The following is a 23,322-nucleotide window of genomic DNA, read 5'->3' as shown; positions in this document are numbered from 1 at the left end:
ACAGCAAATTTACAGTATTATTTTTTAACTTATTGTTTATTAACACTTTTTTGATAATAAAACGCAGGAACAAATAAAATCAAAAATAGAGGTTGAATAAGAAATCGTCTTACATAAAAAAGAATTAAAACATCTGAATTTGCAGAAAACTCAAGTAAAAAAAAGAAAAGTATCGTTAAAATCACAAAAAAAGCTAACAATAAAAAGGACGCTAATTTTACTAAATTCGTTTCTTTAAATAGTAAATAAATAATGAAAACAGTACAGATACTGTTGATTAAATATCTAAATAACAACCCGAAAAACAATTTAAAACCATCATATTTTGGAATGGTTTTATTTTGTGTAGCATCATTAAAAAATTCCAAAAAAGGATCATAAAACAAGTTGCTTTCATAAATTCTAATTAAAACTAAAATCGCAATGAATCCCGCAATGGCAAAATATTTAATTTTACTATCCATTTTGTTTTTTATTTAATGAAAATCTAATTACCCAAAGTATCCAAAGTAAAAAAACTACTCCATAAATAACCAATGGGAAAAGAATGTCGTGTAAAAAAGTGCCGTATTCTGGATATTTATAAAGCCCTGTAGTTAGCATAGCAATTCTAAAAATATTCAATATGAAAATCAATATCGAACCTAAAAAAATATATAAAAAAGTAGCAATAAATCTATTTGAAAAAGCAAAAATAAAAGTAGTAAATAAAATGATTACGCTTACCGAATTACAACCTTCAACTATCCTAGCAAGGTAATTGGAATTATAGATGACTTTATATGAAGGTTCAAATTCATGTTTAATTATCTCACAATCTGCACCAAAAAAAACAAGCGTATTTTTTGTTTGTTCCGCTACAAAATGCGTTATGCCATCAACAGCGTTTCTTTGAGTATGAAATTGATTTAAATAAATCGAGTAGATTATTGTAACCACTAAATAGCATAATAAAAACTTTATTAGAAAAATAAAAAATACTTTATGTTGCTGAAATATGTTTTTCAAAATTTTAATTTTAACAAAAATATAATTTTTACTTTCTTATTTATGTATAATTTTACAAAAAAATTAAAAAATGGAATTTGAAAATATAAAATCAGAAGTAAAAAACATCATTAACAGTAATGAAAATAGAGATGAAAAGCTAATTCGTATTTGTCAATTATTACAAGATTCCATTTCATATTACAATTGGGTTGGTTTTTATTTTGCAAATCATGAAACCAAAACATTACATCTTGGTCCTTATGTTGGGGCTGAAACCGATCATACCGTTATACCATTTGGAAAAGGAATTTGCGGACAAGTAGCAGAAAGCAATGCTAACTTTGTTGTACCGGATGTATCAGCTCAAGACAATTACATTGCTTGTAGTTTTACTGTAAAGTCGGAAATTGTAGTACCACTTTTTGTTAATGGAATAAATATTGGTCAAATTGATATCGACAGTCATGTTATCGATCCATTTACAGAAGCAGATGAACGTTTTTTAGAATTTGTAACTCAAGAAGTAGCTACACTTTTTTAACTTTTTATGGCTAAATTTAATTGTCCGTTATACAAATATTTGTTAACGGATTTTTTTATTCTATTTCTGTATTGAAAATCAAATTATTCTACTTAATTTTGTTTATTCTTTTTTAATTATAATTAAACAAAATAATGCCAATTGCTCAAAAAACAGAATTAGATGATATTGCCATAGATAGAATTATCGAAATGGCGTGGGAAGACAGAACGCCATTTGATGCCATAAAATTTCAATTCGGATTAGCAGAAGCTGATGTAAAAGCATTAATGAAAAAAGAGTTGAAATTTTCAAGTTACAAACTTTGGCGACAACGTGTTGAAAATTGCAAAACCAAACATGCCGCAAAACGTGTTGAAGGTATTGACCGATTTAAATGTAATTTACAAAGAGCTATTTCTAACAATAAAATATCAAAAAGATAAAAGTAAAAAATGGAAAACAAAAAGCCCGATAATATTGTTTTTTCCGATGAACAAGGATACAATGCCAGTTTTTTACCCTATGCCACAAGTGTAGGCGCACCTATTATTAAAGTTGACGATGTAGCTGCATGGAAAGGCAGAGGCGTTAGAAATGTAAATAAAGAATTCGAAAATAAATTCAATGAATTAAAACTGCAATATCAAAGTTTAATGGAAGAATTCGAATGGAATGAAATTATTTATAATTCAAAATTTTCATTTGAACCTGTAATTGGAGAAATATATCATTTATATATTGGAAACGAAGGCAATCACTTTTTATCGTTAATTCCACCTTACGAATGGAATAAAGAACATATAGGAACTTTTAAACTAAATAGTGATAAAAAATGGGTGAAGCAACTTTAAAAAAAGTTACCTATGACGAAATTATGAACATGGAAAAACAAGAACGTGTTCATTTTGCAAATAGTTTGGGAGGTTTTAAAAGTGTAGGATTAATTGGTACAAAAAACAAAAACAACCAAACCAATTTAGCTATTGTTGACTCAATTCTTCATATTGGAAGTAATCCGCCATTATTTGGAATGGTGTTTCGTCCAGGTGTTGTGGAACGTCATACGCTTGAAAACATATTAGAAACGAGTTTTTACACTATAAATCACATCACCGAAAAAATTCATAAACAAGCGCATCAAACCTCAGCAAGATATGATAGAGCTTGCTCAGAATTTGATGAAACTGGTTTAATTCCTGAATATAAAAATGACTTTTTTGCACCTTTTGTTGAAGAAAGCAATGTGAAATTGGCAATGGAATTTAAAGAAAAAATAACGCTTTCCATTAATAATACTGTTTTGATAATCGGTGAAGTTAAAGAAGTATATTTTCCTAAAGATTGTTTAAAAAAAGACGGATTTTTAGATATTGAAAAAGCAGCATCCTTAACTTGTTCTGGATTGGACAGTTATCATAAAACAACACGAATTTCAAGATTGAGTTACGCAAAAGCAAACAAAGAAATTATTTCAATAATTTAATTTTGACAAAAAAAGCAATCAATATTGTTTGGTTCAAACGCGATTTCCGATTAATTGATAATGAAGCCTTGTTTCATGCCCATCAATCGGAAGTACCTTTGTTGTTGATTTGTTTTTTTGAACCATCAGTAATGAATTATGACGATTCTGATGTTCGCCATTGGCGGTTTGTTTACGAATCCATTCAAGATTTGAATAAAAAACTCCAACCGTTCAATTCTAAAATTTATTTTTTTCATGATGAGGTGAAAAGCGTTTTCTTAGAATTAATTCAAAAATACGAAGTGAAAAGCGTTTTTTCACATCAAGAGATAGGAAATAAAGTGACCTATGACCGCGATTTGGAAATGAAAGCGTTTTTTGATTCCAATGATATTGTTTGGAATGAATTTCAAATGCACGGTGTCATTCGTAAATTAAAATCAAGACAAGATTGGGACAAACGCTGGGAACAAGTCATGCGTGACACCCCTAAAATTATAAAAGAATCGGATTTAAAAACGATAAAATTAGATCCTGATTTTTACTACCAAATAAAAGGAGCCGAATTATCAACTGAAATCACCACTCCTAATAAAAATTTTCAACGAGGTGGCGAATATTGGGCTTGGCGTTATTTAGACAGTTTTGTGAAAGAACGCTATGTCAATTACAGCAAACACATTTCAAAACCGGCTTTGAGTAGAAAAGGCTGCAGTCGCTTGTCGCCGTATCTAACGTATGGGAATATCAGTATGCGAATGATTTATCAATATACGAATCAGCATTACGAAGCGTCCAAAAATAAACGCGCCATATTAAATTTTGTTTCGCGTTTGCATTGGCATTGTCATTTCATGCAAAAATTTGAAGACGAATGCGAAATGGAATTCGAAAATGCTAACCGGGCTTATGACGTTTTAATAAAACCAAAAAACGAAACCTATATCAAAGCTTGGCAAGAAGGCAAAACGGGTGTTCCAATTGTTGATGCCTGCATGCGATGTCTAGTGGCAACTGGTTATATCAATTTCAGAATGCGTGCGATGGTGGTGTCGTTTTTCACTTTTAATTTATGGCAAGATTGGCGCGAATTGCATTTTTTGGCAAGGCAGTTTTTAGATTACGAACCGGGAATTCATTATCCGCAAATTCAAATGCAATCTGGGACCACGGGAATAAATACGATACGAATTTATAATCCAATTAAAAATTCAGAGGAACACGATCCAGAAGGAATTTTTATCAAACAATGGTTGCCCGAATTAAAAGAAGTGCCACTACATTTGCTTCACGAACCATGGAAAATGAACGAAATGGAGCAACAGTTTTACAATTGTAGTATCGGAAAAGATTATCCAGCGCCAATTGTAAACATTGAAGAAACTCGAAAGTATGCCAGCGACATCGTTTGGAGTTTTCGAAAAAAAGACGAAGTCAAGCAAGAAGGAAAACGAATTTTGCAAAAACACGTGAGTAACACCAATAAACCAAAAAATGCTAGGAGTAAAAAAACAAAACCTACCAACTAAAATCTGTATGGTTTGCCAAAAACCATTCACTTGGCGCAAAAAATGGGAAAAGGTCTGGGATGAAGTAAAATATTGTAGTGATAGATGCAGAAATTAAAGATTGAAAAATTGAATGATTTAAAGATTAAAAAATTGCATAACATTCTAAATCTTTAAATTTTTAAATCCTTTAATCTTTAAATAAAAAAAGAAATGTCAAAAACGTTACGATTACTTCTTGGAGATCAATTAAACAGCAATCATTCTTGGTTCAAAACCATTGATGATTCGGTGACTTATGTCATGATGGAAATTCGAACAGAAACGGATTATGCCAAACATCACATTCAGAAAATAGTTGGTTTTTTCTCGGCTATGCAAGAATTTGCTTCCGAATTACAATCGCAACAACATCAAGTTGTTTATTTTCATTTGAATGACACCAATAATTTACAATCATTTGAAAAAAATATAAAGTCTTTAATAGAAAAAGAACAGTTTACCCATTTTGAATACCAATTCCCAGACGAATACCGTTTGGACGAACAGCTAAAAAATTTATGTCAGTCGCTTACAATCGCAACTTCGGTATGCGATTCGGAGCATTTTATGAGTTCAAGAAACGAATTAGGTGATTTTTTCGAAGGTAAAAAAACCTTTTTAATGGAGAGTTTTTACCATATGATGCGTAAAAAACACCATATTTTAATGGAGGGCGATAAACCTTTGACAGGAAAATGGAATTATGACGGCGAAAATCGAAAAAAATTACCCAAAGACCACAAACCCACTTCGCCTTTAGTTTTCCAAAATAATGTAACCAAAATCGTTTCAGAAATTCAAAAAACAGATATCAAAAGCATTGGAAACATCGATGCTGAAAATTTTGTTTGGCCCATTAACAGAAAGCAATCACTCGAATTACTCGATTTTTTTGTAACCGAATGTTTAGCACTTTTTGGGAGTTACCAAGATGCTATGACGCCTAACGAATGGTCGTTGTATCACGCCCGACTTTCGTTTTCGATGAATGTGAAACTAATTTCACCTTTGGAAGTGATTCAGCGAGCCATCTTGGAATGGGAAAACAATCCAGAGAAAATCGCCTACCATCAATTGGAAGGATTTGTGCGCCAAATTATTGGCTGGCGCGAATACATGCGTGGAATTTACTGGAATAAAATGCCCGAATACGCCAAAATGAATTATTTCAATAACGAAAACTCACTTCCAGAATGGTTTTGGACCGGCAAAACAAAAATGAATTGTTTGAAAGATGCGATTAACCAATCTTTAAATTACGCTTACGCCCACCATATTCAGCGATTGATGGTAACGGGTAATTTTGCACTTTTGGCTGGAATACATCCTGATGAAGTTGACGCTTGGTATTTGGGAATTTACATCGATGCGATTGAATGGGTAGAAATTACCAACACGCGAGGCATGAGTCAGTTTGCCGATGGCGGAATTGTAGGCACAAAACCGTATGTGAGTTCAGCGGCTTACATCGATAAAATGAGTCATTATTGCGGCAGTTGTTTTTACAAAAAAGCAGTAAAAATAGGAGAAAAAGCATGTCCTTTCAATAGTTTGTATTGGAATTTTTATGATAAAAACGAAGACAAATTAGGTAAAAATCCCCGAATTGGTATGATGTATAATGTGTGGCGGAAAATGAAACCAGATGATAAAGTTGCCTTATTAGAACAAGCCGATTATTATTTGAAAAATATCAATAATTTATGATAAAGAACGCAATAGTTTGGTTTAAAACCGACTTACGAATTGAAGATAATGAAACCTTAGTCAAAGCGATTGCTCAAAGTGAGAAGGTAATTCCTGTGTATTGTTTTGACGAATCCCATTTTGAAACTACGGTTTACGGATTTAAAAAAACAGGGAGTTTTAGAGCGCAATTTTTATTGGAATCGCTTGAAGATTTGGATGCCAAATTAAGAACTTTAGGTTCAGGTTTGAAAGTTGTAATGGGTAAGCCAGAAATTGAAATTCCGAAATTAGTACACGAATATAAAGCACAAAAAGTATTTGCCAAGCGTGAAGTCGCTTTTGAAGAAAGACAAACTGAAAAAAAGGTTCAAGATGAATTATTTAAGTTACGATGTGAATTAGAAAAAGTTAGTACAAGTACGTTATATCGTGCAGAAGACTTGCCATTTTCTATAAAAGACATTCCGGATGTGTTTACCAATTTCAGAAAAAAAACAGAAAAAGATTCCGAAATACGAAAAGCATTTGAAGCTCCAACAAAAATGAATTCGCCTGAAATTTCTCCTTTGGAATTACCCACTTTAGAAACATTAGGGTTAGACAAAGCTATAATCGATTCTCGTGCAGTTTTACAATTTAAAGGTGGCGAAACGGAAGCGAAGCATCGATTACAACATTATTTTTACGATACAAAATGTTTGTCAACTTATAAAGAAACCCGAAACGGAATGGTAGGCGCCGATTATTCGTCAAAATTTTCGCCATGGTTGGCTTTAGGATGTATTTCACCTCGATACATCTATGCAGAAATTAAAAAATACGAAAAGCAATTTGGCGCGAATGATTCTACGTACTGGTTGGTTTTCGAATTGCTTTGGCGCGATTTCTTTAGATTTATGTTCAAAAAATACCAAACGAAATTTTTCTTATACGAAGGCATAAAAACCGAGAAAGTAAATTCGAAATCCTTAAACGAAAAATTGCTTAATCAATGGATTAATGGCGAAACGCCGTCTGATTTTATCAATGCCAATATGCTCGAATTACAAAAAACAGGTTTTATGAGTAATCGTGGACGACAAAACGTTGCGAGTTATTTTTGCAATGAACTCAACATGGATTGGCGAATTGGTGCTGCGTATTTTGAGCAACAATTAATCGATTACGATGTGTGTAGTAATTGGGGAAATTGGGCCTATTTAGCTGGGGTTGGGAATGATCCAAGAGGTCATCGTTACTTTAATATTGAAAAACAAGCAGCCGATTATGATAAAAACAAATCGTTTAGAAAATTGTGGTTGAAATAAAAAAGAGTTAAAAGTTGCAACTTCAAAAATAATTTGTAAATTTGCACCCGTATTGAGATATACTCAATCTACATAATAATCATTTAAATAATATTAGCATGTATTTGACTAAAGAAACAAAAGCTGAAATCTTCGCTAAACACGGAGGAAAAGCTGAAAACACAGGTTCTGCAGAAGGACAAATTGCGTTATTCACATTTAGAATTTCACACTTAACAGAGCACTTGAAAAAAAATCGTCACGATTTTAACACAGAAAGATCGTTAGTACTTTTAGTAGGTAAAAGAAGAAGTCTTTTGGATTACTTAAAGAAAAAAGATATCTTAAGATACCGTGAGATAATTAAAGAATTAGGAATTAGAAAATAGTATACTAAAGGGGCTTTGTGCCCCTTTTTGTTTGCAAATAAGCAGAAAAGTTTGGTTTTTCATTGGGTTAGAGACACGACTACAACACCTTTACAACAACACAACTAACCCTTTGTATAACCTTTGAGAATTAAATTTATGATTCCACAATTATTTGTAGAAAAAATCGATTTAGGTGATGGCAGAAGCATCACAATCGAGACAGGACGTTTAGCGAAACAAGCTGACGGTTCTGTAGTAGTAAGAATGGGTGATACGATGATCCTTGCCACGGCAGTAGCATCTCGTAACATCAACCCAAGTGTAGATTTTTTACCTTTAACAGTAGATTATCGTGAAAAATTTGCAGCCGCTGGTCGTTTTCCAGGTGGTTTCTTCAAAAGAGAAGCGCGCCCAAGTGATAGCGAAGTATTAACGATGCGTTTAGTTGACCGTGTTTTACGTCCACTTTTCCCAGACGATTACCATGCGGAAGTTCAAGTTATGATTCAGTTAATGTCTCATGACGAAGAAGTAATGCCTGATTCATTAGCTGGTTTAGCCGCTTCAGCAGCATTAGCTGTTTCAGATATTCCTTTTTACAACTTAATTTCTGAAGTACGTGTTGCGCGTATCGATGGAAAATTTGTAATTAACCCAAGCAGAGAAGACTTAGCTAAATCAGACATCGATATGATGATTGGTGCTTCTATGGATTCTGTTGCGATGGTTGAAGGAGAAATGAAAGAAATTTCAGAAGCAGAAATGGTAGAAGCTATCAAATTTGCTCACGAAGCTATTAAAGTTCAAATTCAAGCACAATTACGTTTACAAGCTGCTTTTGGTAAAAAAGAAACGCGTACGTATGAAGGTGAGAGAGAAAACGAAGAAATTTACAAAAAAGTAAAAGCTGCTGCTTACGATAAAATTTATAATATCGCTAAAGTAGGTTCGGCTAAACACGAAAGAAGTGCTGCATTTGCGGAAGTAAAAGAAGAAGTAAAAGCGTTATTTACTGAAGAAGAATTAGCTGCTGATGGAGATTTAGTATCTAAATATTTCTATAAAACGAATAAAGAAGCCGTTCGTAACGTGGTATTAGAATTAGGTATTCGTTTAGATGGTAGAAAAACAACTGACATCAGACCAATTTGGTGTGAAACAGATTATTTACCAAGAGTTCACGGCTCTTCATTATTTACACGTGGAGAAACTCAAGCTTTAGCTACAGTAACTTTAGGTACTTCAAGAGAAGCGAATCAAATAGACTCTCCATCTGAACAAGGTGAAGAAAAATTCTATTTACATTATAACTTCCCTCCTTTCTCAACGGGTGAAGCAAAACCTCTAAGAGGAACTTCAAGAAGAGAAGTAGGTCACGGAAATTTAGCGCAAAGAGCATTAAAAAATATGATTCCTGCAGATTGTCCTTACACCATTCGTATTGTATCTGAAGTATTAGAATCTAACGGTTCGTCTTCTATGGCAACTGTTTGTGCTGGAACAATGGCATTAATGGATGCTGGAGTTCAAATGGTAAAACCAGTTTCTGGAATTGCTATGGGATTAATTACTGATGGTGAAAAATTCGCAGTATTATCTGATATTTTAGGTGATGAAGATCACTTAGGAGATATGGACTTTAAAGTAACTGGAACTGCTGACGGAATTACAGCTTGTCAAATGGATATCAAAATTGACGGTTTACGTTATGATATAATGGAGCAAGCTTTAGGACAAGCACGTGACGGACGTTTACATATTTTAGGAAAATTAACAGACACCATTGCAGCTCCAAGAGCTGAGGTTAAGAAACATTCTCCAAAAATTATTACAAGAACTATTCCTGGAAACTTCATTGGTGCCTTAATTGGACCTGGTGGAAAAGTAATTCAAGAATTACAAAAAGCCACTGGAACTACTATCGTTATTAACGAAGTTGACGAGCAAGGTGTAGTTGAAATCCTTGGAACTGATCCTGACGGAATTGCTGCAGTATTGGCTAAAATTGATTCTATCATTTTCAAACCACAAATGGGAGAAGCTTACGAAGTAAAAGTAATTAAAATGTTAGATTTTGGTGCGGTTGTAGAATATACAGATGCGCCAGGAAACGAAGTTTTATTACACGTATCTGAATTGGCTTGGGAACGTACTGAAAACGTTACAGATGTAGTGAATATGGGCGATGTATTCCAAGTGAAATACTTAGGAGTTGACCCTAAAACTAGAAAAGAAAAAGTGTCAAGAAAAGCACTTTTACCAAGACCTCCAAGAGAAGAGAAAAAAGATGACGCTTCAAAAGCATAATCTTATTTTTTAAATAGTTTAAATCCCGATAGTTTAAAAAGTATCGGGATTTTTATTTTTTTATAACTTTTTGTAACTTTTTTATTTTTATTGCGTATAACAAGTAGAACATTAACGTGAAGGGGAAAATTCAATGAGACAACTTAAAATAACCAAGCAGGTTACCAATCGTGAAACTGCTTCCTTAGACAAATATTTACAAGAAATTGGTAAGGTAGATTTAATTACTGCCGATGAAGAAGTAGAATTAGCACAACGTATTAAAGCGGGTGACCAACGCGCCTTAGAAAAATTAACGAAAGCCAATTTACGTTTCGTAGTATCGGTTGCCAAACAATATCAAAATCAAGGTTTAACCTTACCCGATTTAATTAACGAAGGAAACTTAGGATTAATTAAAGCGGCACAACGTTTTGATGAAACTCGTGGATTCAAATTCATTTCATATGCGGTATGGTGGATTCGTCAATCGATTTTACAAGCTTTGGCTGAACAATCTCGTATTGTACGTTTGCCTTTGAACAAAATTGGTTCTATCAATAAAATCAACAAAATGTATGCTTTGTTAGAGCAATCTAATGAAAGACCGCCTTCTGCTGAGGAAATTGCAAAAGAATTAGATATGACCGTAAATGACGTAAAAGAGTCTATGAAAAACTCTGGTCGTCACTTGTCAATGGATGCACCACTTGTAGAAGGGGAAGATTCAAATTTATATGACGTTTTACGTTCGGGAGAATCACCAAATCCAGATAGAGAATTAATTCATGAATCACTTCAAACTGAAATTGAACGTGCTTTAGAAACCTTAACACCAAGAGAAGCAGACGTAGTGCGTTTGTATTTTGGTTTAAGTGACCAGCATCCAATGACGTTAGAAGAAATTGGCGAAACTTTCGATTTAACTCGTGAGCGTGTGCGACAAATTAAAGAAAAAGCGATTCGCAGATTGAAACATACTTCAAGAAGTAAAATATTAAAAACTTATCTTGGATAAATTCCAATAAAAAAATTCCAAATCTCAATTTAGACTTTATCGGTCAATTTTGGAATTTGGAATTTTATTTTTGGAATTTTACGGTGAACAACACAAACTATAAAATGAAAAACACACTTATCGCTCCTTCGGTTTTAGCAGCAGACTTTGCTAATTTACAACGCGACATTGAAATGATTAATGCCAGTGAAGCCGATTGGTTTCATATTGACATTATGGATGGCGTTTTTGTACCGAATATTTCTTTTGGTATGCCAGTTTTGCAAGCAATTTCAAAACACGCTACCAAAACTATAGATGTACATTTAATGATAGTAGATCCTGATAGATACATAACTACTTTCGCTAAATTAGGCGCGAATGTATTGACAGTTCATTATGAAGCTTGTAATCATTTACACCGAACGCTTCAGGCAATTAAAGCAGAAGGTATGAAAGCTGGAGTTGCAATAAACCCTCATACAAGCGTAAAAGTTTTGGAAGACATCATTCAAGATATTGACTTAGTATGTATTATGAGTGTAAATCCAGGTTTTGGCGGACAAAGTTTCATTGAAAAAACGTATGACAAAGTCAGCCAATTGAAAGAAATGATACAAAGATGCAAAGCCAACACCATTATAGAAATTGATGGTGGTGTAACCAATAAAAATGCAAAACAATTAGCAGATGCTGGTGCAAATGTATTAGTTGCAGGAAGTTATGTTTTTGGCGCACAAGACCCAATCGCAACCATTGCTGATTTGAAACAAATTACGAAATAATTTTCCTTAAAAAGAAAATCAAATAAATCCTTTACTTATTCAAGTGAGGGATTTTTTTTACTACGCCTGCAAACCTTTTACTACAATATTTTGAAAGTTATAGTAGTATAAAATCAAATTTTTGAATCATTATTGAAAAACTAGTTTTAAATTTGAAAAAATATAACCTATGAAATCTGTAATTAAATTTGTCTGTTTTATTCTTGCGCTATTTGTGCTTTCTTGTTCTTCAAATGATCCAGAAGTAACGCCTGCTCCTATTCCAAATATTCCAACTTCAGACGATTTTATTCGTGCTGCAGATATGTCCTATTTGCCTTTAATTGAAAGCGAAGGCACCATTTATAAGAAAAACGGAGTGGCAGAAAATGCGATTACTACCTTAAAAAATGCTGGCTGTAATACCATAAGAATACGTATTTGGAAAAACCCTTCAGACAATCATTCTGGACTTGCAGAAGTAAAAGCCTTAGCTGTAAGAGTCAAACAAGCGGGAATGAAAGTTTGGTTAACTGTTCATTATTCTGATACTTGGGCAGATCCTGGCAATCAAACACCGCCATCGGATTGGGCGAGTTTATCATTTGCCAATTTAAAAACAGCCGTTAGCACTTATACTACGTTACTAATGACTGAAATTCAGCCAGACATTATCCAAATTGGAAATGAAATAAACAGCGGATTTCTTTGGCCGCAAGGGCATTTAATTAATAACGAATCGCAATGCTTGCAACTTATTTCAGCAGCAAGTACTGCCATTAGAAATCAATCTGCAACAACAAAAATAATGATTCACTATGCAGGAATTGGAAGTGGTGCCACTTGGTTTTTTAATAAAATGAGTAGTATAAACTATGATTATATTGGATTGTCTTATTATCCGGTTTGGCACGGTAAAATACTTTCAGATGTGAATGCTACCATAACTTCTTTAGGTGAAACACATAATAAAAAAGTGATTATTGCCGAAACCGCCTATCCGTTTACCTTGGGATATAACGATTATACAAATAATATTTTAGGATTGGCCAATCAATTAGTACCTACTTATCCTGCTACAAACCAAGGACAAAAGGAATTTCTTTTAGCTATAAAAAATCTTGTAAAGCAAAATTCAAGAGGATTAGGTTTTTGTTATTGGGGTGCCGAATGGGTAGCCTTTAGAGGTCCAACAGCTACAAATGGTTCTTCGTGGGAAAATCAGGCGTTATGGGATTTTAACAACAATGCACTACCTGTTATGGATGCTTTTAGTCAAAACTAAGATGAAAAATTCACTTATATTATTTCTGATTTCGCTAGTTTTTACTTCTTGTACAAGCACCAAAAAAGCTTTTGTAAAAGGAGCTGATATTGGTTGGTTGCCTCAAATGGAAGCCACAGGTTATACCTTTTATGACCAAGACGGAACAGAAAAAGAATGCTTACAATTACTGAAAGACAGAGGTATGAACTCGGTACGATTACGCGTTTGGGTAAACCCAAATACCGATAAAGCCAGCGGACATTGTAGCAAAGAAGAAACGGTTGCGATGGCATTACGAGCTCAGAAAATGGGAATGCGTGTGATGATAAACTTCCATTATTCAGATTCTTGGGCAGATCCTGCCAAACAATACAAACCAAAAGCTTGGGAAACACATTCATTTCCAGAATTATTAAATGACGTTTACAACCATACGTATGATGTAATTTCAGCTTTAAAAGCCGCCGGTGTAACTCCAGAATGGGTACAAATAGGAAATGAAATTCCTGGAGGAATGCTTTGGCCAGAAGGCAGCACCAATAATTGGAAGCAATTAGGACAGTTGTTAAACAAAGGCTATGAAGCTACAAAAGCAGTAGATAAAAATATAAAAGTAATTGTTCACGTAGATGAAGGCAATAACAACACTAAATTCAGAACATTTTTTGATAATGCTACGGCACAAAACGTAAAATATGATATTATTGGTTTGTCGTATTATCCTTATTGGATAAAAAAAGATTATACTGAAACCATTGCCGACTTAGAATTCAACCTAAACGATATGGTTAAACGCTATAATAAAGATGTGATGATAGTTGAAGTTGGCGGCGAAGATGATAAAGTTCAAAATACCTACGAATTATTAAAAGCAACAATAGAAGCCGTAAAAAAAGTGCCCAATAACAGAGGCTTAGGTGTTATGTATTGGGAACCACAAGGTGCTAAATCATGGAGTGGTTATAGCTTAAGTGCTTGGCAAAACGATGGAAAACCATCACCCGCTTTAGATGCTTTTAAAGAAAATTAATTTTATGAAAAAAATTACATTATTACAATTAAGGAACAAATTGGTGCTAATTATTTTCTTTCTTTTTGCGATTACAAACGTAATGGCGCAAGAAAAAATAAGTTTAGATGAAGATTGGAAATTTCATTTTGGACATGCCGCAAATGTTGAAAAAGATTTCGATTATAGTAAAACCGCTTTACTTCACAAATCCAATGTTTTTGCTACTACAATTGTACATCCGAAATTTATTGACAGCACTTGGCAAAAAATCAATGTGCCGCACGATTGGTTAGTGGAACTTCCATTTGTAAAATCTGAACAGGTTGAAATGGATAGCCACGGCTACAAACCCGTTGGCGGTGCCTATCCCGAAACAAGTATTGGTTGGTATCGCAAACATTTTTCGGTAGACAAATCAAAAAGCAACAAACGTTTCGAAATGCAGTTTGATGGCATCTACAGAAATGCCGAAATTTGGTTAAATGGCTTTTATGTAGGAACTAATTTTAGTGGTTATGTTGGTAATTCCTACGACGTAACCGATTATATTAATTTTGAAGGTGATAATGTACTAGTAATTCGAGTGGATGCTACACAATACGAAGGTTGGTTTTATGAAGGTGCTGGAATTTACAGACACGTTTGGTTACACATAACAGACAAAATATTTATTCCTGAAGATGGCGTTTTTGTGTATGCTGATGTAAAAGATAAAAAAGCAACGGTTACGGTTGAAACAATGGTACAAAACAATCTTTTGAACCAAGCAAATGCTACAGTTTATTGTTATGTTACCGATAGAAAAGGAACTGTTTTAGCCAAAACCGCTATTCAAAAAATCAAGTTGGACAGTCGAAAAGGCCAAACCATCAAACATCAGGTAGCCATTAAAAATCCAGAACTTTGGTCACTAGAAAATCCATATTTATACCGAGTTGTTTCTGTTTTACAATCTGAAAATCAAATCGTTCATCAAAACAAAACCCGCTTCGGAATTAAAACCGTAAAATTTGATGCCAAAGAAGGATTTTTCTTAAATGGTAAACCCCTTAAAATTCAAGGTACCAACAACCATCAAGACCACGCAGGTATTGGAAGTGCCCTACCCGATTATATGCAATATTACCGCATAAAATTATTAAAAGAAATGGGTTGCAATGCATACAGAGCAAGTCATAACGCGCCAACTCCAGAACTTTTAGAAGCGTGTGATAGTTTAGGAATGTTAGTACTAGATGAACAACGTTTATTAAACAGCAGTCCAGAATATATCGATCAGTTTACGCGTATTTTAAAGCGAGACAGAAACCATCCTTCAGTGTTTTTATGGTCTATTGGAAATGAAGAACAAAACATACAAGGCAATGAATACGGCAAAAAAATTGCACAAACGTTATTGGCCATTCAAAAAGATATCGACCCAACACGAACCAGCACGTATGCTGCCGATATGGGAAATGATTTTAAAGGCGTAAACGAAGTAATTCCTATTCGAGGGTTTAATTACAGAGAATATGCTGTAGCCGATTATCATAAAGACCATCCCAATCAACCGCTTTTGGGTACCGAAATGGGAAGTACCGTAACCACAAGGGGTATTTATGAAAAAGATGAAACTAGAGCCTACGTTCCAGATCAAGATATTACGCATCCTTGGTGGGCGAGCAAAGCCGAAACGTGGTGGAAATTGGCTGCAGAAAACAACTACTGGTTGGGTGGATTTATTTGGACAGGTTTCGATTATCGTGGAGAACCTACCCCATATAAATGGCCTAATATCAACTCGCATTTTGGAATTATGGATGTATGTGGCTTTCCAAAAAACATTTATTATTACTATAAAAGTTGGTGGACGAATGAAGATGTGTTACACCTTTCGCCACATTGGAATTGGCCTGATAAAGTGGGCAAACCAATTGATGTCTGGGTAAATTCAAATGCAGATGAAGTAGAACTTTTTTTAAATGAAAAAAGTTTAGGTAAAAAAACAATGGAAAGAAACAGTCATTTACAATGGAATGTATTGTACGAACCTGGAACTTTAGAAGCTATTGCTTACAAAAAAGGTAAAAAAATTACTGCAAAAATTGAAACAACAGGACAAGCGACAAATGTGGTACTCACCCCAGATAAAACTATTTTAATGGCTGATGGAAAAGATGCGAATGTTGTAAATATTTCAATTACAGACGAAAAAGGAAGAGAAGTGCCAACGGCGAACAACCCAATTGCATTTACCATTTCTGAAAACGCAAAAATAATTGGTGTGGGAAATGGCGACCCAAGTAGCCACGAAGCAGATACGTATAAAGAGGGCAACTGGCAAAGAAGTGCGTTTAACGGAAAATGCCAAGTAATTATTCAAGCGGGTAAAAATGTAGGTGACGTAAAACTAGAAGCCAAATCAAACGGATTGAAATCTGGCGCAGTGGTTTTAAAATTAAAAAAATAAGTACTGAAATAAATTCAGCATAAAATGAAGAAAAAACTCATTCAAAATACCAAAGACCATTTTGAAAAATTATTTCAAAAACCTGCGAAACATATCTTTCTTTCGCCAGGAAGAATTAATATCATTGGCGAACACGTAGACTATAACGACGGTTTTGTACTTCCGGCAGCCATTAACAAATACGTTTGTTTTGCCATTTCTGAAAATAAAAATTCAGAATGTGTACTTATAGCTAAAGATTTGAATGATGTATATACCCTGGCTGCCGCGCGAATCCTTTCGCGTGGCTTAACTTGTAGCTATATATTATTTTATAAAAACATTAATTTTTTTATTTCTGAATATTTGTTCTTATTTTGTTGGTGTCACCACGCGAAAGGATTCGCGCGGGAGCGGGTTTTTTACTCGTCAAGGTTGTCGTCATACTCTGGTTTAAATAGTTGAACTTCTGTCTGATTTATAACAACATCAATGTCCTGAATTATTTGCTCGTCAATTATTGGTGTCGTGCTGATTAAAGTTTTTATAGTGTTATTAAGCCAGTCGGAATTCCAAATTTGTATTGCTGGGTCATTAACCCTTTTGCAAAGGTCTTCATTGTAAACTCTTGGTCTATCTATTTTAATTGTCAATCGTTGAAGCCAAATTTTAATATGTCCTGTGTTTGGGATTTTTGCAAACTTGGTCATAGTTGATTGTAAAATTCTATCTCTCTTTGTCGGGTCGTTTAGTAGTGATAAGAGCTTACTTAAAATTGCAGAAGCAATTGGATAAGTTCTTGGGTTTTTATACATTATGTCCACAAGAATGCTTATCAAAACTTGGATGTTGTTTAGTTCTGTCAAGTCTTTAATTCTGTTGTAGAATTTCCCTAACGCTTTACTTAAACTACCTGAATTTGGGAATTTGTCTGAAAGGCTATGAATTAAGAGCAAATGTTCTTGAATGCTTCTACTTCCATTTTTCTCTGCTATCCAATAGATTTTGTCGGGCTTTATAGAGTCACGAATTACATTATTTGAAACCAATGTTTTTTGTGCATTGAGCCTCATACCAAGTTCTATTAAGATTTCTGTCAAGATTTTGGTAATTAGTTCTGCGTCTTGTGGGTTATTGGAAAAAATACGGTAGTCGTCTCTGTAACGAATAATATGATAGTCTTGAATGTTTGCTTGTTGAATTCTAATTGATAGTTCTGTGTCTGCGTAACCTAAAACCATTTCTGCAATAAAATCCATTAAAACACTTCCTTGCGGAATGCCATTTGTTTGTCCAAATGCCATATCTCGAAGATGTTTGTCGATAATATTGCCAATGTTTCCATAAGGGTTTCTATTCGTTTTAGCTACTTGCTTTGTGTGAATAGCCCAAGGAATTGAATGAGTATAAATTGAACCGTAGCAGTCGGAAATGTCAGTATGCAAAACATACTCGAATTCAAGTGCAAGTTCAATTGATTGCTGTTCAATAGTTTGCCACCATTGGCTTACAGTTGTTGCTTTATCTGATTGTGTTCCGTCCGATTGTAAAGGAATGCTGTAACACTTAATCTTTGGATTGGCAGCAAACTGTCCAAACCTTGCAACTATTAAATTCCAATTAGCTTCTTCTGTTATGTTGTGAACAAGTGAAACATACAACGCAGGGTGAATTAATTGAAATGGTCGCCAAGCAAATTTTCCGTCTTTGTTGTTAAGTAACTTATAGTTTATATTGTCAAAGTCGCTTGGAAATGGGTGTTTGGCTTCAGGTTTTGCTTTGGTATAGTCAGGAGGGTTTAAATAAAAATCCTCAATTGGTCTGCCAACTATTGCAGTCGAAACGTCAGCGATTAATTTTTGAAAAACGAAATATTGCGGCAAGTCAAAGTTGAAATAGCTTTCAGCTTTTAAAAGATATTGTCTTGCTTCTATGTGGTTAAGTTCTAAAATTCGTTTCATTAATTGTCAATGTTTATTGTCTGCTGTGTCGTCTTTTAGCCTGACCGCTAACTTGTATATATGCTCAGTTTTTTAAGTTTAGTTGAGCAAAGCTATACCCATTTTGGTGTATATACTCAATAATTAACTAATTGAATTTTAAAAACATTAAGCATTATTTTCATATTGCACGAAAACCGTATGTTTAACAAAGTAATTTTAGGTTTTTTTGCTCTTCCCAAAGTTAAATATTAAAAATCACTTTTCTTTGTAGAATGATTTCTACAAAATGGGTGAAGGGTTTTGGGTGAAGGGTTTTGGGTGAAGGGTTTTGGGTGAAGGGTTTTGGGTGAAGGGTGAAGGGAAAAAGGAAAAAGTAAAAAGGAAAAAGTAAAAAGTAAAAAGTAGAGAATCTAAAATTCAAAATACATACATTTTTGCAACAGCTTGACTATTATTTATTAGAGAAGGAGTTATGTGTTGGCTTCGAGAACCTCAGGCAACACGTATACTACATAAAAAACCTTTGCCAATTATTTTGACAAAGGTTTTTTTGTGACCTCGGCAGGGTTCGAACCTGCAACCAACGGAGCCGAAATCCGTCATTCTATCCAGTTGAACTACGAAGCCGTTTTTTTTAGAGTATAGAAAAAAGAGTATAGAAAATAGAAGTGTACAACTTAATCTGATGTCTATTTTCTTTTCTCTATATTCTATTCTCTATTTTTAAACCAATAATTTCTTAACAATCGTAGAAATGGTTTTTCCTTCTGCTTGTCCGCCAATTTGTGTTGCGGCTAAGCCCATAACTTTTCCCATTGCTGCGATTCCAGATGCGCCGGTTTCTGCAATAATTTTAGCTACGATAGCTTCTACTTCTGCTTCTGATAATTGTGCAGGTAAGAATTTTTCGATAACTGCAATTTGCGCCAATTCTGGTTCGGCTAAATCGGCACGGTTTTGTGCTGTAAAAATTTCGTAACTGTCTTTACGCATTTTTACTAATTTTTGTAATATTTTAATTTCGTCTGTTTCCGTAATTTCTTCTTTAGAACCTGAAGCGGTTTGCGCTAATAATATCTCCGATTTAATAGCACGTAATGCTTCAAGAGCCACAGTATCTTTGGCTCTCATAGCTTCTTTCATACTATCCATAATTTGTGTAGCTAAGCTCATATATTTTGTATTTAATTGTTTTGTGTAATTGTTATGCGAAAGTAATAAAAAATCCCGACTCGTTACTAACTTGTCGGGATTTAATAGTATTTGGTTGTTTAATTTTCGATTAATCTACATTATCGTGTAAAAATGAATTGTTTGATCGCAATTGCACGTCGTCGTTACTATCCATTCCTAAAGACATACGCGAAGGCGGGTTTTGGTTTGGCATACTTGTAACGTCTAATCCTAAACGACGAAAAGCAGGTTCTTTTTCTAAATCGTCAATTCGGTTTGGATTGTTGAACTTGTGATTGAAGTTTTTCAATTTACTTTTACGTTCTTCTGCTCTTGATTTTAAAATTTCTTCAATTGACATTTCTACTGGAGAAACACCATCAAAGTTAAAATTAGGATCAAAACTAATAGGTGCCGCAACTGGCTCTTTTTGTTTGATGGTGAAATTAATTTCTTCATCAATTGGCTCTGCTGCTACTTGAACTGCTGCTGCAGGTTCAAACGTTTCTTCAATTTCTTCTTCTAATGTATATTTGATAATTCCTTCTTCACCAAGTTCTGTAACTGGATAAAACTGAACCGCTTCGTTTACTTTTATGTCTTTTGTTTCTTCACTTAATTCAAAAACAACTGTATTTGGTTTGTTTTCTACTTTTGAATCGAACAAATCTAAAGAAAAGTTGAAATCTTGAGTAGCTACAACAAATTCTGGTTCAATTACTTCAATTTCTCTTACAGAATTAGAAATAATTTCAAATTCTTGTACCGGTTGAACGGTTTCTACAACAGGTTGTGCTACTGGAGCTGCTGTATTGTATACAGGCGCCGCCACAACTGGTGTTTGAAATTCTGCAGACACGTTTTCAAAAAATACATCTAAATTTTTAATATAGTCTGTTGTTGGAATTAAATCTGAAACCGGAGCTTGTACAATTTGTGGTTGTTCTACTTCAAAATCATTTAATTCAAAAACAATTTTAGCAACGGGTTCAGTTACTACTTCCTTTGGTGTTTCTGCTTCAAAAGTTACATTAGTAGCAATTGGCTCTTGAAAAGAAAAGTTAGGAGTAGCAACAGCATTTGGCGTTAAATTATGTTCTACTTTTTGCTCCCCATCTAAAGAATGAATAATTTTTTTTGGTTCTGCATTTACGATTTCTATTTGTTGTTCGATATTAAATCCTGTAGCAATAACGGTTACTGAAATAGAGTCGCCTAACTTTTCATCTTCACCAATTCCCATAATGATATTTGCATTATGACCTGCCTCAGATTGAATATATTCGTTAATTTCACTAATTTCATCGATAGTAATTTCATCAGAGCCAAATGTGATAAGCAACAACACATTTTTAGCACCTGTAATTTTATTATCGTTTAATAATGGAGAATCTAATGCAGATTGAATTGCAATTCTTGCTCTATCCGCACCTGAAGCAACATAAGATCCCATTATAGCTGTTCCGCTATCACTTAAAACTGTTTTAGCATCTTTTAAGTCAATATTCATTGTTAAGTGATTGGTAATCACTTCTGCAATACCTTTTGAAGCTGTAGCTAACACTTCATCGGCTTTAGAGAAACCTGCTTTAAAACCAAGATTTCCGTATACTTCTCTTAATTTGTTATTATTAATAACAATTAATGAATCTACTTGTTTTCTTAATCTTTCCACACCTTCCATGGCTTGGTCGTAGCGATTTTTACCTTCAAACTGAAAAGGAATAGTAATAATTCCTACGGTTAAAATCCCTCTTTCTTTTGCCAATTGAGCAATAACTGGTGCAGCACCTGTACCGGTACCACCACCCATACCAGCTGTAATAAATACCATTTTAGTATTTACATCAAGCATTTTCTCAATTTCTTCAATGCTTTCTAATGCGGCTTGTTGTCCGATTTCTGGCTTTGCTCCTGCCCCTAAACCTTCTGTTAGGTTTACACCTAATTGAATTTTATTTGGCACCGGGCTTGTTTGAAGGGCTTGTGAGTCGGTATTACACACCACGAAATCAACCCCAATGATTCCTTGTTTGAACATGTGGTTAATGGCATTACTACCGCCGCCACCTACTCCAATTACTTTAATTACGTTTGATTGGTTTTTTGGTAAATCAAAAGTAAAGTTTCCAAATTCGTTGTTGCTTTCCATATATTTGGCTTTGTTTTTTTTGTGTTATTTGCTACTAATAACCTTATTCTACATTATCTAAAAACTCTTTAATTTTCCCTAAAAGGTTATTAAAGTCGTATTTCTTTTTTCTTTCTGTTGGTTCGTTTTCAACCGGTGTTGACGTAGTTTCTTCCGCTACTACTTCATTTGCTAAACTTTCCTCAACCACTGGTGCTTGTGGAGTTGCTACAACTGGTTCAGGGATTTTCATCTCTACAAACGGAGTTGCGCTATTGGTTTGGTTACGTAAACTTTCCATAACTAAACCTACAGATGTAGCATATAATGGGCTCGATAATTCTTCGCTTGAATTTCCTGCCAAATGCTCGTTTGGATATCCTATTCTGGTATCCATACCTGTAATGTATTCTACTAATTGTTTGATGTGTTGTAGTTGCGAACCACCTCCTGTTAACACAATCCCTGCAATTAATTTTTTCTTCGGCTCGTCGTGTCCGTATAATTTTATTTCAGCGTATACTTGTTCAATAATTTCCACTACTCTGGCGTGAATAATTTTTGACAAGTTTTTCAATGAAATTTCCTTTGGTTCACGTCCTCTTAATCCAGGAATAGAAACAATTTCGTTGTCTTTATTTTCTCCTGGCCAAGCCGATCCGAAACGTGTTTTTAATAATTCGGCTTGTTTTTCGATAATTGAACAGCCTTCTTTAATGTCTTCTGTAATTACATTTCCACCGAAAGGAATTACAGCAGTATGACGAATTACACCATTTTTGAAAACGGCTAAATCTGTTGTACCACCACCTATATCGATAAGTGCTACACCGGCTTCTTTTTCTTCTTCACTTAAAACGGCATCAGCAGAAGCTAAAGGCTCTAAGGTTAAACCTGTTAATTCTAAACCTGCGTTTTTAACGCAACGGCCTAAATTTCTGATAGAAGCGGCTTGTCCTACTACAATATGAAAACTTGATTCCACTCTTGCTCCATACATTCCAACAGGTTCTAAAATTTCTGATTGCCCATCAATTTTAAATTCTTGTGGTAAAGCGTGAATAATTTCTTCACCAGGAAGCATAGATAAATTTTGAACTTGACATGTTAATTGTTCAATATCATATTCTCCAATTACTTCTTCAGGGTTTTTTCTACTGATATAATCGGTATGTTGTATACTACGTATGTGTTGTCCTGCGATACCAACTACTACATCATTAATTCGATATCCTGAATTATTTTCTGCTTCTGAAATAGCTGCCTGAATAGATTGAATGGTTTGCGTAATGTTATTGACTACACCTCTATGCACCCCTAAACTTTTAGATTTCCCTACCCCAAGGATTTCCAGCTTACCGTACTCATTTTTCTTGCCGATCATTGCTACAATCTTTGTTGTACCAATGTCTAAACCTACTGCAATACTTTCTTTGTTCATCAT

The 23,322-nt window shown here is 34.2% G+C and carries 22 protein-coding genes and 1 tRNA gene; 16 read left to right on the top strand and 7 right to left on the bottom strand.

The window, feature by feature from the left end; translation table 11 throughout:
• Nucleotides 1-29: 29 nt before the first annotated feature.
• Nucleotides 30-464: an exosortase F system-associated membrane protein gene (locus ACIQ16_RS03205; protein ID WP_396148610.1), complete on the bottom strand. Its 435-nt coding sequence runs from the start codon at nucleotides 462-464 to the stop codon at nucleotides 30-32.
• Entirely contained in the window at nucleotides 457-1,008 is a 552-nt protein-coding gene (xrtF, locus tag ACIQ16_RS03200; protein ID WP_396148608.1) for an exosortase family protein XrtF, read from the bottom strand. Before xrtF ends, ACIQ16_RS03205 begins: the two co-directional genes overlap by 8 nt.
• Nucleotides 1,009-1,078: 70 nt before the next feature.
• On the opposite strand from xrtF, the gene ACIQ16_RS03195 reads away from it, so the two are divergent.
• The 16 genes from ACIQ16_RS03195 to ACIQ16_RS03120 all read left to right on the top strand — a co-directional run bounded on the left by ACIQ16_RS03195 (nucleotide 1,079) and on the right by ACIQ16_RS03120 (nucleotide 17,096).
• Nucleotides 1,079-1,531 (top strand): GAF domain-containing protein, encoded by a 453-nt coding sequence (locus ACIQ16_RS03195; RefSeq protein ID WP_396148606.1) that lies wholly within the window; start codon nucleotides 1,079-1,081, stop codon nucleotides 1,529-1,531.
• Between the two features lie 134 nt (nucleotides 1,532-1,665).
• The gene (locus tag ACIQ16_RS03190; RefSeq protein WP_396148604.1) at nucleotides 1,666-1,956 is read left to right on the top strand and encodes a TIGR03643 family protein; all 291 of its coding nucleotides are present in this window, start codon (nucleotides 1,666-1,668) and stop codon (nucleotides 1,954-1,956) included.
• Between the two features lie 9 nt (nucleotides 1,957-1,965).
• A complete protein-coding gene (locus tag ACIQ16_RS03185; protein ID WP_396148602.1) occupies nucleotides 1,966-2,364 on the top strand; it encodes a DUF2452 domain-containing protein in 399 nt (132 codons plus the stop codon).
• Nucleotides 2,346-2,996: a flavin reductase family protein gene (locus ACIQ16_RS03180; RefSeq protein ID WP_396148600.1), complete on the top strand. Its 651-nt coding sequence runs from the start codon at nucleotides 2,346-2,348 to the stop codon at nucleotides 2,994-2,996. Before ACIQ16_RS03185 ends, ACIQ16_RS03180 begins: the two co-directional genes overlap by 19 nt.
• 2 nt (nucleotides 2,997-2,998) lie before the next feature.
• Entirely contained in the window at nucleotides 2,999-4,507 is a 1,509-nt protein-coding gene (locus ACIQ16_RS03175; RefSeq protein WP_396148598.1) for a deoxyribodipyrimidine photo-lyase/cryptochrome family protein, read from the top strand.
• The gene (locus ACIQ16_RS03170) at nucleotides 4,473-4,604 is read left to right on the top strand and encodes a DUF2256 domain-containing protein (RefSeq protein ID WP_396148596.1); all 132 of its coding nucleotides are present in this window, start codon (nucleotides 4,473-4,475) and stop codon (nucleotides 4,602-4,604) included. Before ACIQ16_RS03175 ends, ACIQ16_RS03170 begins: the two co-directional genes overlap by 35 nt.
• Before the next feature lie 95 nt (nucleotides 4,605-4,699).
• Complete coding sequence (locus ACIQ16_RS03165) at nucleotides 4,700-6,235, top strand: cryptochrome/photolyase family protein (RefSeq protein WP_396148594.1); 1,536 nt, start codon at nucleotides 4,700-4,702, stop codon at nucleotides 6,233-6,235.
• The gene (locus ACIQ16_RS03160; RefSeq protein ID WP_396148592.1) at nucleotides 6,232-7,524 is read left to right on the top strand and encodes a DASH family cryptochrome; all 1,293 of its coding nucleotides are present in this window, start codon (nucleotides 6,232-6,234) and stop codon (nucleotides 7,522-7,524) included. Before ACIQ16_RS03165 ends, ACIQ16_RS03160 begins: the two co-directional genes overlap by 4 nt.
• Nucleotides 7,525-7,622: 98 nt before the next feature.
• Nucleotides 7,623-7,892, top strand: a complete 270-nt coding sequence (gene rpsO, locus ACIQ16_RS03155; protein ID WP_353078164.1) for a 30S ribosomal protein S15 — start codon at nucleotides 7,623-7,625, stop codon at nucleotides 7,890-7,892.
• Between the two features lie 138 nt (nucleotides 7,893-8,030).
• The gene (locus tag ACIQ16_RS03150) at nucleotides 8,031-10,181 is read left to right on the top strand and encodes a polyribonucleotide nucleotidyltransferase (protein ID WP_396148590.1); all 2,151 of its coding nucleotides are present in this window, start codon (nucleotides 8,031-8,033) and stop codon (nucleotides 10,179-10,181) included.
• 133 nt (nucleotides 10,182-10,314) lie between these two features.
• Entirely contained in the window at nucleotides 10,315-11,178 is an 864-nt protein-coding gene (locus ACIQ16_RS03145) for an RNA polymerase sigma factor RpoD/SigA (RefSeq protein ID WP_026718320.1), read from the top strand.
• Between the two features lie 104 nt (nucleotides 11,179-11,282).
• The gene (gene rpe / locus ACIQ16_RS03140) at nucleotides 11,283-11,942 is read left to right on the top strand and encodes a ribulose-phosphate 3-epimerase (RefSeq protein ID WP_396148588.1); all 660 of its coding nucleotides are present in this window, start codon (nucleotides 11,283-11,285) and stop codon (nucleotides 11,940-11,942) included.
• A 169-nt stretch (nucleotides 11,943-12,111) separates the two neighbouring features.
• Nucleotides 12,112-13,206, top strand: a complete 1,095-nt coding sequence (locus ACIQ16_RS03135) for an arabinogalactan endo-beta-1,4-galactanase (protein WP_396148585.1) — start codon at nucleotides 12,112-12,114, stop codon at nucleotides 13,204-13,206.
• A 1-nt stretch (nucleotide 13,207) separates the two neighbouring features.
• Nucleotides 13,208-14,218, top strand: coding sequence for an arabinogalactan endo-beta-1,4-galactanase (locus tag ACIQ16_RS03130; RefSeq protein WP_396148583.1), 1,011 nt, complete (start codon nucleotides 13,208-13,210; stop codon nucleotides 14,216-14,218).
• 4 nt (nucleotides 14,219-14,222) lie between these two features.
• Nucleotides 14,223-16,652 (top strand): beta-galactosidase GalA, encoded by a 2,430-nt coding sequence (galA, locus tag ACIQ16_RS03125; RefSeq protein ID WP_396148581.1) that lies wholly within the window; start codon nucleotides 14,223-14,225, stop codon nucleotides 16,650-16,652.
• Nucleotides 16,653-16,676: 24 nt separating this feature from the next.
• Nucleotides 16,677-17,096: a galactokinase family protein gene (locus ACIQ16_RS03120; protein WP_396148579.1), complete on the top strand. Its 420-nt coding sequence runs from the start codon at nucleotides 16,677-16,679 to the stop codon at nucleotides 17,094-17,096.
• Here the strand turns inward: ACIQ16_RS03120 and ACIQ16_RS03115 are convergent.
• The 5 genes from ACIQ16_RS03115 to ftsA all read right to left on the bottom strand — a co-directional run bounded on the left by ACIQ16_RS03115 (nucleotide 17,054) and on the right by ftsA (nucleotide 23,319).
• Nucleotides 17,054-18,592 (bottom strand): RNA-directed DNA polymerase, encoded by a 1,539-nt coding sequence (locus tag ACIQ16_RS03115; protein WP_396148577.1) that lies wholly within the window; start codon nucleotides 18,590-18,592, stop codon nucleotides 17,054-17,056. The genes ACIQ16_RS03120 and ACIQ16_RS03115 overlap by 43 nt on opposite strands.
• Before the next feature lie 535 nt (nucleotides 18,593-19,127).
• Nucleotides 19,128-19,201, bottom strand: a tRNA-Arg gene (locus ACIQ16_RS03110).
• 96 nt (nucleotides 19,202-19,297) lie between these two features.
• The gene (locus tag ACIQ16_RS03105; protein ID WP_396148575.1) at nucleotides 19,298-19,747 is read right to left on the bottom strand and encodes a GatB/YqeY domain-containing protein; all 450 of its coding nucleotides are present in this window, start codon (nucleotides 19,745-19,747) and stop codon (nucleotides 19,298-19,300) included.
• Nucleotides 19,748-19,856: 109 nt separating this feature from the next.
• On the bottom strand, nucleotides 19,857-21,899 hold the full coding sequence (ftsZ, locus tag ACIQ16_RS03100) for a cell division protein FtsZ (RefSeq protein WP_396148573.1): 2,043 nt from the start codon (nucleotides 21,897-21,899) through the stop codon (nucleotides 19,857-19,859).
• A gap of 43 nt (nucleotides 21,900-21,942) precedes the next feature.
• The gene (ftsA, locus tag ACIQ16_RS03095) at nucleotides 21,943-23,319 is read right to left on the bottom strand and encodes a cell division protein FtsA (RefSeq protein WP_396148708.1); all 1,377 of its coding nucleotides are present in this window, start codon (nucleotides 23,317-23,319) and stop codon (nucleotides 21,943-21,945) included.
• Nucleotides 23,320-23,322 lie beyond the last annotated feature (3 nt).

Origin of the sequence: Flavobacterium sp. (assembly GCF_044360715.1) — a bacterium.
Lineage (GTDB): Bacteria > Bacteroidota > Bacteroidia > Flavobacteriales > Flavobacteriaceae > Flavobacterium.
This window is presented reverse-complemented; position numbering and strand designations above follow the sequence as displayed.

Coding starts and splice junctions, on each gene's coding strand:
- ACIQ16_RS03205 (WP_396148610.1), bottom strand. CDS start 464: ATGGATAGTAAAATTAAATATTTTGCCATTGCGGGATTCATTGCGATT.
- ACIQ16_RS03195 (WP_396148606.1), top strand. CDS start 1,079: ATGGAATTTGAAAATATAAAATCAGAAGTAAAAAACATCATTAACAGT.
- ACIQ16_RS03190 (WP_396148604.1), top strand. CDS start 1,666: ATGCCAATTGCTCAAAAAACAGAATTAGATGATATTGCCATAGATAGA.
- ACIQ16_RS03185 (WP_396148602.1), top strand. CDS start 1,966: ATGGAAAACAAAAAGCCCGATAATATTGTTTTTTCCGATGAACAAGGA.
- ACIQ16_RS03180 (WP_396148600.1), top strand. CDS start 2,346: ATGGGTGAAGCAACTTTAAAAAAAGTTACCTATGACGAAATTATGAAC.
- ACIQ16_RS03170 (WP_396148596.1), top strand. CDS start 4,473: ATGCTAGGAGTAAAAAAACAAAACCTACCAACTAAAATCTGTATGGTT.
- ACIQ16_RS03165 (WP_396148594.1), top strand. CDS start 4,700: ATGTCAAAAACGTTACGATTACTTCTTGGAGATCAATTAAACAGCAAT.
- ACIQ16_RS03160 (WP_396148592.1), top strand. CDS start 6,232: ATGATAAAGAACGCAATAGTTTGGTTTAAAACCGACTTACGAATTGAA.
- rpsO (WP_353078164.1), top strand. CDS start 7,623: ATGTATTTGACTAAAGAAACAAAAGCTGAAATCTTCGCTAAACACGGA.
- ACIQ16_RS03150 (WP_396148590.1), top strand. CDS start 8,031: ATGATTCCACAATTATTTGTAGAAAAAATCGATTTAGGTGATGGCAGA.
- ACIQ16_RS03145 (WP_026718320.1), top strand. CDS start 10,315: ATGAGACAACTTAAAATAACCAAGCAGGTTACCAATCGTGAAACTGCT.
- rpe (WP_396148588.1), top strand. CDS start 11,283: ATGAAAAACACACTTATCGCTCCTTCGGTTTTAGCAGCAGACTTTGCT.
- ACIQ16_RS03135 (WP_396148585.1), top strand. CDS start 12,112: ATGAAATCTGTAATTAAATTTGTCTGTTTTATTCTTGCGCTATTTGTG.
- ACIQ16_RS03130 (WP_396148583.1), top strand. CDS start 13,208: ATGAAAAATTCACTTATATTATTTCTGATTTCGCTAGTTTTTACTTCT.
- galA (WP_396148581.1), top strand. CDS start 14,223: ATGAAAAAAATTACATTATTACAATTAAGGAACAAATTGGTGCTAATT.
- ACIQ16_RS03120 (WP_396148579.1), top strand. CDS start 16,677: ATGAAGAAAAAACTCATTCAAAATACCAAAGACCATTTTGAAAAATTA.
- ACIQ16_RS03115 (WP_396148577.1), bottom strand. CDS start 18,592: ATGAAACGAATTTTAGAACTTAACCACATAGAAGCAAGACAATATCTT.
- ACIQ16_RS03105 (WP_396148575.1), bottom strand. CDS start 19,747: ATGAGCTTAGCTACACAAATTATGGATAGTATGAAAGAAGCTATGAGA.
- ftsZ (WP_396148573.1), bottom strand. CDS start 21,899: ATGGAAAGCAACAACGAATTTGGAAACTTTACTTTTGATTTACCAAAA.
- ftsA (WP_396148708.1), bottom strand. CDS start 23,319: ATGAACAAAGAAAGTATTGCAGTAGGTTTAGACATTGGTACAACAAAG.